This window comes from Wolbachia endosymbiont of Nasonia oneida, from assembly GCF_009012935.1.
In the GTDB taxonomy this organism is placed as follows: domain Bacteria; phylum Pseudomonadota; class Alphaproteobacteria; order Rickettsiales; family Anaplasmataceae; genus Wolbachia; species Wolbachia pipientis.
The window spans coordinates 61,751-76,678 of sequence record NZ_QESS01000001.1 but is presented as its reverse complement, the minus strand read 5'-3'; the positions used below and the strand labels follow the sequence as shown (position 1 = coordinate 76,678).

The following is a 14,928-nucleotide window of genomic DNA, read 5'->3' as shown; positions in this document are numbered from 1 at the left end:
ATTCTGGAGGTGGTAAATCTACTTTTATAAACTTAATCCTAAGGCTATTTGATGTTAAAAAAGGTAATATAGAGATTGATAATCAAATAGTATCAGAAGTTACACAGAGTTCTTTGAGGCAACAAATATCTGTAATACCTCAAGACCCATTGTTATTTCATGATACTATTTTAGCAAACATCATATATGGTAAACTTCAATCTACTATCGAAGAAATAATGAGAGCTGCAAAGCTGGCTGGTATTCACGATTTCATTATGACTCTACCAGATCAATATGGAACTACAGTCGGAGAAAAAGGCATCAAGCTATCTGGAGGAGAAAGACAAAGAATAATAATAGCAAGGGCATTTTTAAAAAACGCTCCAATACTATTTCTCGATGAACCAACTAGTCAGTTAGATTCTATAACAGAAAAAACAATTCAAATGAGTTTATTTAAACTGATGCAAAATAAAACTACGATTACTATAGCACACCGTATTTCTACACTTTTACACATGGACCGAATTCTAGTATTTAACAAAGGAAAAATTGTCCAAGATGGTAAACACGCTGAACTAGTTTCTAAACACGGTCTTTATAAAGAACTTTGGAATGCTCAAATTGGTTGTTTGAATGGCAAGAAATAAGATGGAAAAAATTATTGATCTGAGAAGTGACACTACAACTCTGCAGAGCTCCAACGTTATACATGCAATAAGTAATGCAACTGTTGGAGATTTTGCTTATGGTGAAGACAAAAGCTGTAATGACTTATCAGAATATTGCAAACAATTATTCAAAGTAGAAGAAGCATTATTTGTAACCAGCGGTATGCTTGCAAATAGATTAGCCGTTGCCAGTCAAACAAGTCCTGGTGATGAACTAATAACTCATTATAATTATCACGTTAATTTTTTCGATAGCGCAGGCAATGCAAAAGTAAATAATATCGTATTTAATTGTATTAGAAATAATAGCGGAATCTTAGATGTTGATGAAGTAGAATATGCTATTAATTCTAAGCCGAGGTATAAAATTTTTGCTCAGGTGAGTCTTGTTTCTATAGAAAATAGTATAAATGGGTTTAATGGTAAAATTTATCCTTTTGAAAAACAAGTCGAGTTATATCACTTTTTAAAAGCTCACAATGTAAATCTTCATTTAGACGGTGCAAGAATATTTAATGCTCATATCGAAACAAATATTGCTTTAGCAGATTATGCTAAATATGTGGATACAATGAGCTTTTCTTTTACTAAAGGACTTGGTGCTCCTTTTGGTTCAATGCTTATGGGTAAAAGAGAGATAATTGAAAGGGCTAAAAAGCTACAGGTTTGGCTAGGTAGTGGTTATCATCAGATAGGGTATTGTGCTAATGCAGCAAAATATGTACTACAGAATAATATCTCTAGGCTTAAAGAAGATAATAAGCTAGCTAAATTGTTTGCAGATAAGATTAAAGAAATTCCACACATAAAACTGATACTACCTTATCCAGAAACTAATATAGTAAGCTTTAGTATAAAAGCACTAAATGTAACTAATGAGGTTTTCTTGAGTAAATGCCAAACCTATGGTTTATTGCTTTTTCCTTGGCTCGAGTCTCATATAAGAGCAGTTACCCACCTTGGCATAAAGGAAACAGACATCATGAAAGCTGCTGAAATTATAAAGGAGGTTGTATTAAATTTAATATGAGAATAAAAATAGATTTCTTTAGCGATTCAAACACTGACCCTTCAGTTGAAATGAGGGAAGCAATGGCTAAAGCAAAAGTTGGAAACGAAGCTGCATGTGAAGATCCAACTGTAAACGAATTAGTGGCAACCGCATGTAAAATATTAGGTAAACCTGCAGGAATCTTTTTGATTTCAGGAACGATGTCCAATGTAATTGCTTATAAAGTACACATTCAAAGACCTGGTGATTACTTGCTGCTTGATGAAACTTCACATCCGCTCATAGTACAATCTGGCTTGATCGCAGCCCAGGCACATGCCACTCCTTTGCCCATCAAAGGTACGAGAGGAATATTTACTGGAGAGCAAATTGTTGAGTTTATTACTCGTCCTAGTTTAAGAAATATTCCGAGAGTTGGGCTTGTTTCTATTGAACAAACGACAAATTTTGGTGGTGGAGCTGTGTGGCCTTTAGAATATATTCAAGAGATCTCAAGTCTCTGCAAAGAGAATGACGTATTCACTCATTTAGATGGAGCAAGACTGTTCAACGCTTGTGCTCATACTAAAATATCTCCAAAGGAGTATGCAAGTTATTTTGATTCGGTATTCATTGATTTTAGTAAAGGATTAGGTGCTCCAATGGGCGCAATATTGCTTGGAAGTGAAGAGTTTATTGAAAAAGCTTGGTACTATAAGTTTCAAATTGGCGGAGGTATGCACCAAGCTGGCATTATTTCAGCTGCATGTTTATATGCTCTACGTAATAATGTAAATTGTTTAGAGGAAGATCATAAAAAGATGCAGCACCTTATAGAAGGCCTAGACTCCATAGATCAAGTTATAATTGATATCGACCTGTATAAAACTAATATAGCGTATTTTTCATTACGTACTAATTGTATATCTACTCAAGAATTAATAAACGTACTAATGACAAATTATGGAATTAGAATGACTAACATCAAAGGTAAAATCAGAGCTATAACACATAGAGATATAAGCTATGAAGATATTAATACTACTGTATCTGCTATAAGAAAGATACTAAGTAAGTAATTTTCTCCACTAATTGTTTGCAAACTTCTTGTCAAACAATATTATACCAATATAGTATTATGCTAGCATCTGCATAGAGCTATTTGGGAATAGGTGTGAACTTTGTCTTCTTTCAATATTTACTATTCTTCTGTGGATATATGCTGCTTTATTTATCAAGACAAAGTATACCAATTGCTCTACCACTGTTAATAGATACTGACCATGTAAAATTAAGCTATTTTTTTGCCTGCTTTTCTTTTTTTTATGGAGTATCAAAATTCGTTAATGGAATAATCATGGACTCCAAAAATAATCCATTATTTATGTTTGGGCTATGCAATATTGCAACTGGATTATTAACCATTGGTATAACTTTATCATATAATAATCTAACTTTATTACTGTTAACATTAATATTATTAGCTTGGACACAAGGGTTAGGTTGGCCAGCTATTACCAAGTTTATGGTTACAAACTCTAGCATCTCTTCAATTGCATCATCATGGGGAGTTATGAGCGCATCTCAGCAACTTGGTTCTTGTATTACTTTAATTGTATTACCAAGTATAATTAAAATATATAATGCAAAAAGTGCATTTTTGTACTCTGGTTTCTTATGCTTACTTTTTGGAATTTATATAATATTAAAGGCATATTACAAAGAAAGTGCCAACTTTACTACCTATTATAAGGTGCAGAAATCTCAAATAGGTATCAAGGTAACAAGTTCCATATGGTTTCTATGTTGTGCTACTTTTTGTGCTTATATTATAAAAATGGGAATCTTCTTTTGGTTTCCTATAATTTTAAAGAATAAATTACAAATTTCTCTTGTACAATCCTCACTAATAACAGGCGTATATGATTTAGGTGGAATCCTTGGAACTTTAATAACAGGAAGAATTAGTGATATGTACTTCTTTCAAAATAGAAGCTTGCTGGCATTATTTTACATGTTGGGTATAGCACTCACTTTTATTGCAATGAACTTTGGTCAAAACATAATTCTTATGAACCTTGGTGCAATCTTATCAGGATTCTTTATATTTGGAACGCAAGTACTGACAGGTGTTATAGCTGTAGAAATTGCTCCACAAAATAATGTATGTGCAATTGTAAGCTTAACAGGATTATTTGGGTATATTGCAAGTTCAATATTTTCATGCGTGCTCTTAGGAGTACTTGTTAAGCACTGTGGTAACAGTATTATGTTTTCATTTTTTTCCATTTGCTCTGTTGTTGCACTCGTTTGCTTTTCCATACTATCAAGCAAAGATCTAAAAAAACTAAGTAAAGCGGTGTAAAAAAAATTTCTCAACAGTTAAACTTTGTAGATAGATTTTTTACCCAGGGAATAAACATGGTAACCATATCTTAGTAACAGCTCGCTATCTAATAAATTACGGAAATCAAAAACATTAGGTGCAGCCATAATACTCTTTAAACTTGCAAAATCTTGATTTTTAAATTCCCCCCACTCTGTTAATAATAACAAGGCTTCCGCGTCCCTTGCAGCCCCTATAGCATTGTCCGCGTACTCTATATCCTTTAGAACTTGCCTAGCATTATCCATCCCCATTGGGTCATATGCAGTGATTTTAGCCTTGTTATTCACTAACAATTGTGCAATATCTATAGCTGGGCTATTTCTTACATCATCAGTACCAGACTTAAAAGTTAGCCCCCATATTGCTATTTTTTTATTTTGGACTCCATTTAATAGATATTCTACCTTTTTAGCAATGTTTGTTATATGATTATAGTTAGATTCCTTAACTGAATTTAAAATTTGTAGCTTGACATTGTGATCTTCAGCAAGCCTTATTAAGGCCGATAAATCTTTAGGAAAACATGATCCTCCAAATCCTGGACCAGCTTTGAGAAATTCCTTACCTATTCTATGGTCCATTCCCATACTGTTAGCTAAAAGGTCAATGTCTGCTCCTAATAGCTCACATAAACCTGCCATCTCATTGATAAAAGCAACCTTGTATGGTCCCAGAGTGTGATGGTGTGGATTTAGTATAAATAATTCTGGAGACTGTGTCCACTGATAACATATAAATTCATAAGGAGTAAGACCCTTAAGAGTTTTGAGTCTCTTTGCATAATTATAAGCCATAACAAAGTTATAAAGGTGTTCTTTAAGTTGCTGGTGCGATTGATAGTAATACTTCTTAACTGTAGCATCCTTTAAAGTTTTATTCATACGCTCGACTTGCCCATTCGTCCAAGGATGGCTAACTTTTGTCAAACGATGTTCAATAACATTCTCTTCGCAAACTCTATCAAATATATGTTGGAAAGCATACTTATGACGCTTCTGGTTTGTAAATTGTATACCGTTATCTGTCAAAATAGTATGGATTTTATACGGTAAAATTCTAATCAAATTACGTAAGAACTCAGCAGCTATGGGTTTTGTAGCACTGTTACACAACTCAACATAGGTAAATTTGGATGTCCTATCAATAGCAACAAACAAATGTAATTTGCCCTCCTCAGTTCTAACTTCAGCAATATCAATATGAAAGTAACCGATAGGATATTGTTTGAATTTCTTTTTTGACTTTCCATAAGATGGTACAAGCCTCCACCTTCTAGGTGGAGAAACTTTAGTTTGTCAATGTCATAACTGTACTTTATAAAGTATAGTTATGACGGAATATGACAAAGGAAAACACACTGTATTTTATCATAGGTACCATATAGTCTGGATTACAAAATATCGGTACAGAGTATTAACTAAGGCTATGAAGGAGAGAATACGAACAATCATAGCAGAAGTATCTGAAGAAATGGGGATTAAGATAGAAAACGGAGTAATATCATCAGATCATTTACATTTATTCGTAGTAATACCTCCTCATATAGCTGTGAGTGATTTTGTTCAAAGAGCCAAAGGCAGGTCTTCACGCAAAGTTCAACAAGAATTTCCAGAGCTAAATAAAATGTACTGGGGAAAGCGTTTTTGGGGAAGAGGATACTTTAGTGCTACCAGCGGACATATCACAGATGAAGTCATTAATGAGTACATCAATAAACATACAGATGCACATCAGCCTCATTCTATATCTAGTATAAGATTGGAGTAGCTTTAGCTTCTCATCGCGCTTCCAGCGCTATATCCAACCTTTCGGCTCTCAGCCGATAGTGGTTGAGTAATAAAGACTTTGATATTTATATAAAGCTACTTATAATTGTAAGATCAAACTGAAAATGTAATTATGGCAGAAAGAGCTAACGATATCAGACCAGGTCAGGTGTTGGAACATAACGGCGGATTATTTTTGGTTGTAGGCATTATGCATACTCAACCTGGTAAAGGTGGTGCATACATACAAGCTGAAATGAAAAACATTAAAACCGGAGCAAAACACTATGAAAGATTTCGTTCTGATGCAACAATCAGAAGGGCAATTTTAGATGAAGAGGAATATGTTTACCTTTTCACTGAAGGAAACATTGTAAATCTTATGCATCCAAGTAATTACGAGCAAATCACTATAAATTTGGATTTATTGGGAGAAAAAAAGATTTATCTACAGGATAACATGAAAATTAAAGTTGTAGCTTATCAAGACAAAATAATTTCTGCGCATGTGCCTGATTATGTTACACTTGCTGTGAAAGAAACAGAGTCTGTTATTAAAGGACAAACTGCTACTGCTTCTTATAAGCCTGCAATTTTGGAAAACGGAATGCGCGTTAACGTGCCTCAGTTTATAAAAGAAGAGGATAAAATTGTAGTATATACTCCAGATGACAGCTATTATGAAAGAGTGAAAGAGTAAAAAGAAGAATGTCCATCTCATCACCACGAATTAATGTGATGCTTGATTCTGTGCGTAATGCTTCCAGGCAGCTTATGCGCGATTTTAATGAATTGCAAATTTCTAATGTTAAATCAGCAGACTTTATTAATAAAACTTATTCAAAATCCAAGCAAACCATATACGATTGCTTGCACGACTACAAACGAGACTATGGGTTTATTTCCGAAGATGATACTGATCAAGAAGTAAAAGATGACACTTATACCTGGTTTATTATGCCTATAGAGGGCAGGGAGAACTTTTCCAGTTGTATGGTTTATTTTGCAGTATCAGTCTGTCTCATTCATAAAAATAAAGTTGTGGCGGCTGTAATTGATGCTCCGGCTCTTAGAGAAACTTTTTGGGCAGAAGAAAAGAAAGGTGCTTTTCTTGAGGATTTTAGATCTCGTCATATAAAAATGCGAGTGAAAAGCCGTGAAGGGGGTCTAATAGATGTAAGTGGTAATTTATTAAATAAATTGCTGCCTGGTAATAGTAATGTACGCTCCATAGGTTCAACAATTTTAGGCTTTGCATACCTTGCAGCAGGAAGGCACAGAGGAACAGTTTACTCTGGAGTTAACAAATATAAAGCCTTGCTCGGTAGACTTTTTCTGCAAGAAAGCGGTGGAAGGCTAACGGAAGACAACGGGCTAATCATTGCTGGAGATATAAAACTATAGCTAAAGTAATTTATGTTTACCTACAATTTGATAAGCGTAAAACTCGTCATTCCGCTACTTGTTAGCGGAATCCATGCTGAGATACCGCGAATAAATCGCGGTATGACGTAGGGCTGTACTAGCTATAGCATAAACAGGCTAAAGGGATAGACAATTTTTCGAAAACTTTTACAAGAGATTCTGTTAAATGCTCTATCATTTCATCTGTATGATAAGGTGTAGGGGTAATACGGAAACGCTCAGTTCCTCTTGGAACTGTCGGGTAATTTATATGTTGAACGTATATTCCATACTCATCAAATAATAATTTTGATGCTTTTTTGGATAACTCTGGGTCGCCAATTATTATTGGAATTATATGAGTTTCTGTTGGAATGAAGTTAATTCCTGCATTTCTCAGCGAGTTTTTTACTTTTTCAACGACTTGCTTTTGCTTTTCCCTTTCAATGTTGCTCGATTTTAGGTGCTCAACGCTTGCCTTTGCTGCCGCTGCTAAAACAGGCGACATAGCAGTGGTAAAAATAAATCCTGGAGCGGAACTTCTTATTACATCTACCAAGCTCTTTGAAGACGCTATATACCCACCCATCACTCCAAAAGCCTTCGATAGTGTACCTTGAATAACGGTTATTCTATCCATCAGGCCTTCTCTTTCTGCAATTCCGCCACCACGTGAACCATACATGCCAACTGCATGCACCTCATCCAAATAGGTAATTGCATTATGTTGATCTGCAAGATCGCATATCGCTTCAAGCGGCGCTATATCGCCATCCATTGAATATACGGACTCAAGTGCTATTATCTTTGGTGTTTTTGTGTCTACGGACTTTAACAACTGCTCTAAGTGATCAACATCATTGTGTTTAAATATATGTTTTGGTCTTTTTCCTGATTTTATGCCTTCTATCATCGAAGAATGGTTCTTCTCGTCTGAAAAAATTACTACGCCCGGAATAACAGACGATAAAGTGCTAAGTGTTGTCTGGTTAGCGAGGTAGCCACAAGCAAAAGTTAAAGCAGCCTCTTTTTTATGCAAACAAGCTAAGGATTTTTCAAGTTCAACAACCTCTTTTGTTGTACCAGATATATTTCTTGTTCCTCCAGCACCAACAGATGAATTTTGGATAGCGGCAATTACACTCTCATTTTGTGACATTCCCAAATAGTTATTACTGCACCAGACGATTACTTCCCTATTTCTTTCATAGTCCATAATGTGGGGGAGCCTACCTGGCAATGACGCAAAGTGCGTAAATTCACGGTAGCGCCCCTCATCTTTTATATCTTTGATTTTGTTTAAGAATATTTCTTCGTATTTTACCAAGTCCTTATTTACCGATAATTAACATAATTATAATAAATTATTAAACGATAGACTACTATATTTATTATACATGTACGGCAGTAGGTACTTTCCCCGTGTTGAAAGGTTTTTCAACCTCGCTGTTTTCAACTTGGCTTTTAGGTGTACAGCAGTATATAACTGCAGCGGCAACCAGACAACAAGCTCCAACTGCTATCCCCACTGCTAACATTTCTAAGTAAACAGAGATAGCTATCGAAGCTACTGCAGCCACGACTAGTGTTGAAACAACTATAGTAGACAATGTGCTTTTTTTGATATTCTGTGGAGAATCATTATCTTCTTCACTTGGATCATTATCATTTTCTATATCTTTCATGAGAGGCTTGTGATCATCCAGAGTTATAGTGGAAGCACTATTAGATTGACTTATCACCATACCTATAGACTGCACAGATACACTACTATCATCCACCCCTTTGCTATTCTGCTCTAGATTATCGGCAGGTAGTTGATCACTACCATTCTTTGACACTACACCTACACTACTATCACCTGCACTTTGCAAATTAGTATTACCTTTTTCACTTGAATCATAACTCTGTACCATAGGTTGAGCTTCCAGCAAAAGTACACCATTTTGATTACTTGCAACTTCATCAGTATCTTCACTAATAGTTTCAACCAGACAACTCACATCCCCTGAAACCTGCGCATCAACATGAATAACACGCTCTCTATCCACAAAGGATAATACTGTGCTATTGTCCACATAGCCGCTGCTTTGTAAACTCACACCACTTTTTTCCACTTTATTGTTTTCAGTATCACTACTCACAGGAGTTACCTGATCACTTATAGTAGCGCTAACATCTTGTATATCTTTATTGTTTTGATTATCAGACTGTCTACCATTACTTTGAACATTATTCACTTGTCCAGAGTTTTCGTTAGCTACTGAAGGCACTGGTTCTAGTATTGGTGCTGGTTTTGTATCTTGTTCATCAGTTTTAAACGTAGAATTCTTCTCACCATTTGTGCCATTATCTAAAGGATTATCATCATTCGAAGAACCTAGACCACCCGCTTGTTCTACATATCCAGCAGGTTGGACAGGAGCTTGTTTCCTCTTACTACTATCAACTTCAGTGATTACCTTTGAGCCATCATTTTTACCAACATATAGTTCTCTAAATTGCACTTCTTTTTCTTGTTCATTTTTCTTTTTTTCTTCTTTAGATCGTTTTATGCTCTCTTTACGTTTTTTAGCACTATTTTTACCCATTTCACCCTCCTCATAATTATTACCTATAGCTTCTTCTATTGAAGCCTCTTCATTGTTCATAATATTTTTTCCTCTGTCCACAATATTTTTTTCTGTCTGCTTACTGCCAGCACTTTCAAGTCCTGGATTTTCTGATAGAATGTCACTTGTTATAACTGGAATTTCTAATTCATCTGCAACGTTATTACTTCTTTTTCGTATTATAAAAGTTCTAGGAGTTTGGCACATTTCATCCCACAAATCTTGACGTTCATGACAGGAATATTTTTGCACATCAATAGAAAATTGCAGAATATTTCTAATTTGCATTAAACTGAATATTAGATCAATATTCTTTTGACGTTTATTGTCTTTTGGATCTTTAGTGTATTCATCATACACTATGCAAGCAGTCTGAACTAATCCATTTACAATACCTGGAAGACGGCTGTTATATTCACGTAAAGCTTCAGATTGCAATAATTTGTTTTCCTTTTCCAGATCTTCTATGCGCTTTTCTATGCTAGATTTAAAAATCTTACACTCCTCTTGAAAAATTACGTTAATTGCACCCTCTTCTGTGTATAAGTAACATACTTCCTTGACTAAGGAGTAATCTTCTTGGCCTATTGAGTAGTGTGTTGCATTTTTCAGTATATTCTGTATGACCGGCCTAATCACTTGCTCATTATGTGATACGTTTTGATGGATTTCTTTAGTGTAAAAAAGCACCTCGACTATAACGTCTGTGTTTGTGTATTCAACATTAGACAATGCAATGAGGATTGATTCGTGTATGTTATCAAATTCGTTATTTTTAGATTTATGATCAAGATAATTAATAACATCATTGCTGCACTCAGCACATTCTTTGCATAGGTGCTCAATAAATGCAATATTGCCAGCATCCAATGCAGTTTTCAGAATTAAATCATAAATTTCTTTTCTGCCACGAGCTCCTATGTTTTTCAGGATTTGTTGCCTTAGTATTGTAATAACTTTATCATCTGCAAATGCTTGTTCATATACATCGTAAATGGCATGATCTGCACTATTAGTGTATCGTTTGCACAAGTATTCAACGACAGATATGTGTTCTTGACTTATCGCAGTTTCTAACAAGGTAGCAAAGCTCTTTTTTAATAACTCTTCTGTTGAGGCTTTTTCAGTTAGCTCATTAATATATTTTTCAAATGCATCTAGCACTATCGTGATGAACTCTTCATTTTTGATCAGAGACGCTGTTTCAAGCACACCATACAAAGGATCAGGTTTACTTGTTTTTAACACCTGTCCAAAATCTCTTAAAACGTATTTGACAAAAACTGCATTTAATAATTCTTGCTCTTTTCTTAGTGCTATAACTGAGAAAAAGTCAATCTTATTAGGTTCAACAAGTTGTATAGTTTGATCTTTTAATCTTCCATAAACTCCATCGGTACCATGGAATTTTTCTATAAAAGCTTCAATATATTTTTGACCACCAACAAGGAGAGGTAAAAGACTTAAATTTCCTTCAGCAAAAAGAAAATCCTGATATTGCTCTACTAGCTTGTCATTAGCTGCAATTGCCAATAGTACCAATTCTTTTACTGAATAATCATACTTGAAACCCTCTTGATCAAATTTATATTGTGATAGTACATTTGAATATATATGTTGATGGTTGCTTCCGTTTTGTAACTCCAAATTAAGTTGATTTGAACAGAAATCTTTGAGATTTTCATTATCCAGCGTAATAGACCTGCCTTCATAATCTTCAATATTTTGTACAACCTTGTCTAATTCTTCACAATTATCTTCTTGTATAGCTTGATTTAAGATATTTATAATCTCAGCAAAAGTTAAGTTTTTAGGAATGATACCATATGAATCTTCATCTTTTAACTCTACAGTAAACGACCTATCACAACCATCAGGAAAGTTTGCAAGTATTGCATTCTCTAAACTTAGATCTTCAGGGGGTGTGCTACATGGAGTAGCTGGTATCTCTTGACTTTCGCTATCTAAAACTTCAAACTCTTCTTCAATACCTGAATCTTCAGAATCTGGTTTTTCAAAACCATGCCAACTTTTGATTAATCTTTCAGAATTTGATTGGCCCTGTGAAGTTGTATCTTGTGATACAAAGTCTCTAAAATTGGAACCAAACATGTTTTACCTCCTAACTAGCAGCTAAGCTAAGTATAGCATTAAACAGAAATCTTGCCAAGCAAATTATTCAGTCTCTTAGCAAAGCTGCTCGCGTCATCCATCTCTTCGCCTTCCACGATGCAAGCTTGGTAAAACAATAAGTGAACCATGTCCTCCAATGTTGGGTTTTCACCACTTTCAGCATAAGATTTCATTATACTCTTTATTACAGGATGCTTAGTGTTAATTTCAAGCACCTTTGGCGTGCGGTAATTTAGCTGCTTTTGTTCACGCAAAAAACGCTCCATGCGAAGATCCATAGCACCTTCATCAACCGCTAGGCATACGGGACTATCTGTCAATTTTTTGGAAATTTTTACGCTTTTTACTGAATCTCCAAGCACTGTGGTAAAATATTGCAGTATAGTTTCCTCAGTTTTTTCTCCATTTGATTTATTTTCTTCATCTGTCTTATCTTCTTCTGAAGAGAATTTTTCCAAATCAACATCTGCACGGGTTACAGACTTGATTTTCTGATCTTTGTATTCATGAATTACACTAGTCCAAAAGTCATCAACTGGATCAACAAATAGGAGCACTTCTAGTCCTTTACTGACGAATCCCTCAAGTTGCGGACTGTTTTTCACTGAATCGAGGCTATTTCCGGTGAGATAATAGATATGTTCCTGCTCAGGCTTCATTCTGCTTATATAGTCATCAATGCTGACTAATTTCTCATCACCAGTACTATGAAATCTGCAAATTGAGAGTAGTGCTTCTCTCTCATCAGTTGGCATAGCTTCACAAAGACCTTCCTTTAAAACTGCACCAAAATTGGTCCAGAATTTTGTATATTCCTCTAAATTCTCTTTTGCTTTTTTACCGAGCTCTGATATCACACGCTTAGTGAGAGATTTTCTGATCTGCTCAACAACACGATTATTCTGCAGCGTTTCTCTGCTGATATTAAGAGGCAAGTCCGGTGAATCAACCACGCCTTTCAGAAAACGCAAGTATTGTGGTATAATCTGTACGTTATCTTCAGTGATAAATACTTTATTTACATATAACTTCACAGAGCAACGTCTATCTGGATGGAATAAATCAAAAGGTTTTATAGAAGGAACATAAAGCAAATTTGTATATTCTATTGCACCTTCATTTTTATTATGCAATATCATCCAGGGCTCCCCGCCAACGTGAGCAACACTGCGGAAAAAATCGTTGTGCTCCTCTTGAGTAACGTCATTTTTTGGCTTAGTCCAAATTGCAGCCTTACTGTTTAACTTTTCACTTTTTCCTTCTTCGTCTATAAATTCAACAGGAAAATTTATGTGATCAGAGTAAGTAGTGACAATATTTTCAACACGAAATTTATCTAAAAACTCGTTTTCTTCAGGATGCATAATGAGCGTAATTTTGGTTCCGCGAGGGACTTGATTATCTGACTTGCTGATTGAATATTCCCCATCTCCTTTGGATTGCCAGATCCAAGACTCCTCTTCTCCAGCTTTTCTCGATTCTACTATTACTTCTGATGCAACCATAAAGCTTGAGTAAAAACCAACACCAAACTTCCCAATCAGCTCCACAGTTTGGCTTGAATCCTTGCTATTCTTAATCGCATCCAAGAACTTTTGCGTACCAGAGCTTGCAATTGTACCAAGATTGTCTATTAAATCCTGTCTATTCATTCCAATGCCATTATCAGTGATATATAGCTCGTTCTTATCTTTATTGGAGCTGATAGTGATTTTTAATTCGTCACTCAAATCTAGCAAATTAGGGTTTAGTTGAGATTCATAGCGCAACTTATCACATGCATCTGATGCATTTGATATTAATTCACGCAGAAAAATGTCTTTATTGGTGTAAAGTGAATGAATCACTATATTCAGTACTTTCCCTACCTCAGCGTCAAATTTTAAATTTTCAGTTTCTTGTACATTATGCATTTTGAGCTCCATTATTTGCCTACTACCCTAATAATTTAAGTATTGAATCACGATCTTTCAAGGTCACGTACACCAAAATTAATGTGGGTGTAGTTATTATGACACCCAATTTATGGGATCTCTTGCATAACAAACTTTTGGCAGCGCATTGGATGAAACGAAAAACTTCCTTGACACCCTTCGCCAGCCCCCTTATCATGAAACTGAAGCTATTTATTTATCTTCGCAATCTCTGCAGTGGATTAATGACAAAAAAACTTAATGTATTTGGCGTAAATCATGCTTAATTTTTTGCACTATGTGCACCTCATGTCTTTATCAAATTTCTAGCTACACAAGCTGAAATACGCTATTTAAAACATCAAAAAACGCCAACTTAAAAAATGGATAGTGAATAATTAGCTACCCTAGGGTTTCTTTGCCTTTTTTTCTGTTTAGTAAATTTCTTAACGTTTATAATTTAGATTAGTTGCGGCTTAAAAGCGGCTGAGTCACGGTTATTAAGCGTTTAGAATAAAAAAACGCCATACTTGAAAGTATAATGTAAGTAACTAGCTAACCATCGGGCTTTTTTTGCCTTTTTTTTCGCTTGGTAAATTTTTTAATACTTAGATTAGTTGCAATTTAAGAGACCAGAAATGGTCAGTGCTTGGCACTGGAATAACGTCCTCCTTTGTTATCCCAGTGCCCAGACACTGGGATCCAGGAAACTTAATTGCAAGTAATGCATTGGATTTGGTGAGTATGGGTTTTATGTTATAGAATGAAACACTTTTGGTGAATTTGTAAAGAAAACTGGATCCCAGTGTTTGGGCACTGGGATGACAGCAGTCCTACGTCATACCGCCGCGAACCGTCATACCGCGATTCATTCGCGGTATCTCTAGATCCCGCTAACAAGCAGCGGGATGACGATTGTCGTTTAGCCATAAACATTAAGGAATTTACCAAACGAAAAAAAAGGCAAAAGAAGCCCTGGGGTTATTATCCGCTTTAAAATATTGGCGTTTTTTATGTTTTAAACGCTTGACAAGCGAGATTCAGCCGCTTTTAATTGCAACTAACTT

10 protein-coding genes and 2 pseudogenes are annotated in these 14,928 nt (G+C 35.2%); 7 read left to right on the top strand and 5 right to left on the bottom strand.

All coding sequences use genetic code 11. The annotated features are described in order from the left end of the window. From DEF52_RS00395 to DEF52_RS00380, 4 genes are all read left to right on the top strand, one after another. The coding region (locus DEF52_RS00395; protein ID WP_151807618.1) for an ABC transporter ATP-binding protein at nt 1-632 on the top strand (632 nt) is incomplete at its 5' end. A gap of 1 nt (nt 633) precedes the next feature. After that, the gene (locus DEF52_RS00390) at nt 634-1,683 is read left to right on the top strand and encodes a threonine aldolase family protein (protein WP_151807617.1); all 1,050 of its coding nucleotides are present in this window, start codon (nt 634-636) and stop codon (nt 1,681-1,683) included. Then, entirely contained in the window at nt 1,680-2,723 is a 1,044-nt protein-coding gene (locus DEF52_RS00385; RefSeq protein WP_151807553.1) for a threonine aldolase family protein, read from the top strand. Before DEF52_RS00390 ends, DEF52_RS00385 begins: the two co-directional genes overlap by 4 nt. 140 nt (nt 2,724-2,863) lie before the next feature. Next, entirely contained in the window at nt 2,864-4,009 is a 1,146-nt protein-coding gene (locus DEF52_RS00380; protein ID WP_151807616.1) for an MFS transporter, read from the top strand. A 17-nt stretch (nt 4,010-4,026) separates the two neighbouring features. Here the strand turns inward: DEF52_RS00380 and DEF52_RS00375 are convergent. Together DEF52_RS00375 and DEF52_RS00370 are read right to left on the bottom strand one after the other, a co-directional pair. Further along, nucleotides 4,027-4,686: pseudogene (locus DEF52_RS00375) on the bottom strand (nucleotide sugar dehydrogenase); the annotation flags it as partial. Between the two features lie 9 nt (nt 4,687-4,695). Then, nucleotides 4,696-5,274 (bottom strand): annotated as a pseudogene (locus DEF52_RS00370) (DDE-type integrase/transposase/recombinase); the annotation flags it as partial. An 88-nt stretch (nt 5,275-5,362) separates the two neighbouring features. On the opposite strand from DEF52_RS00370, the gene tnpA reads away from it, so the two are divergent. From tnpA to DEF52_RS00355, 3 genes are all read left to right on the top strand, one after another. After that, a complete protein-coding gene (gene tnpA, locus DEF52_RS00365; RefSeq protein WP_006279552.1) occupies nt 5,363-5,800 on the top strand; it encodes an IS200/IS605 family transposase in 438 nt (145 codons plus the stop codon). A 132-nt stretch (nt 5,801-5,932) separates the two neighbouring features. Beyond that, the gene (gene efp, locus DEF52_RS00360; protein ID WP_012673415.1) at nt 5,933-6,499 is read left to right on the top strand and encodes an elongation factor P; all 567 of its coding nucleotides are present in this window, start codon (nt 5,933-5,935) and stop codon (nt 6,497-6,499) included. A gap of 8 nt (nt 6,500-6,507) precedes the next feature. After that, nucleotides 6,508-7,203, top strand: a complete 696-nt coding sequence (locus tag DEF52_RS00355; protein ID WP_151807552.1) for an inositol monophosphatase family protein — start codon at nt 6,508-6,510, stop codon at nt 7,201-7,203. Between the two features lie 118 nt (nt 7,204-7,321). Here DEF52_RS00355 and hemA read toward each other — a convergent pair whose 3' ends face one another. From hemA to htpG, 3 genes are all read right to left on the bottom strand, one after another. Beyond that, nucleotides 7,322-8,530, bottom strand: a complete 1,209-nt coding sequence (hemA, locus tag DEF52_RS00350; RefSeq protein ID WP_151807551.1) for a 5-aminolevulinate synthase — start codon at nt 8,528-8,530, stop codon at nt 7,322-7,324. 64 nt (nt 8,531-8,594) lie between these two features. After that, on the bottom strand, nt 8,595-11,927 hold the full coding sequence (locus tag DEF52_RS06200) for a host RNA manipulator TomO (RefSeq protein ID WP_151807550.1): 3,333 nt from the start codon (nt 11,925-11,927) through the stop codon (nt 8,595-8,597). Nucleotides 11,928-11,965: 38 nt separating this feature from the next. After that, nucleotides 11,966-13,861: a molecular chaperone HtpG gene (gene htpG / locus DEF52_RS00340; protein WP_151807549.1), complete on the bottom strand. Its 1,896-nt coding sequence runs from the start codon at nt 13,859-13,861 to the stop codon at nt 11,966-11,968. Between the last annotated feature and the right edge of the window lie 1,067 nt (nt 13,862-14,928).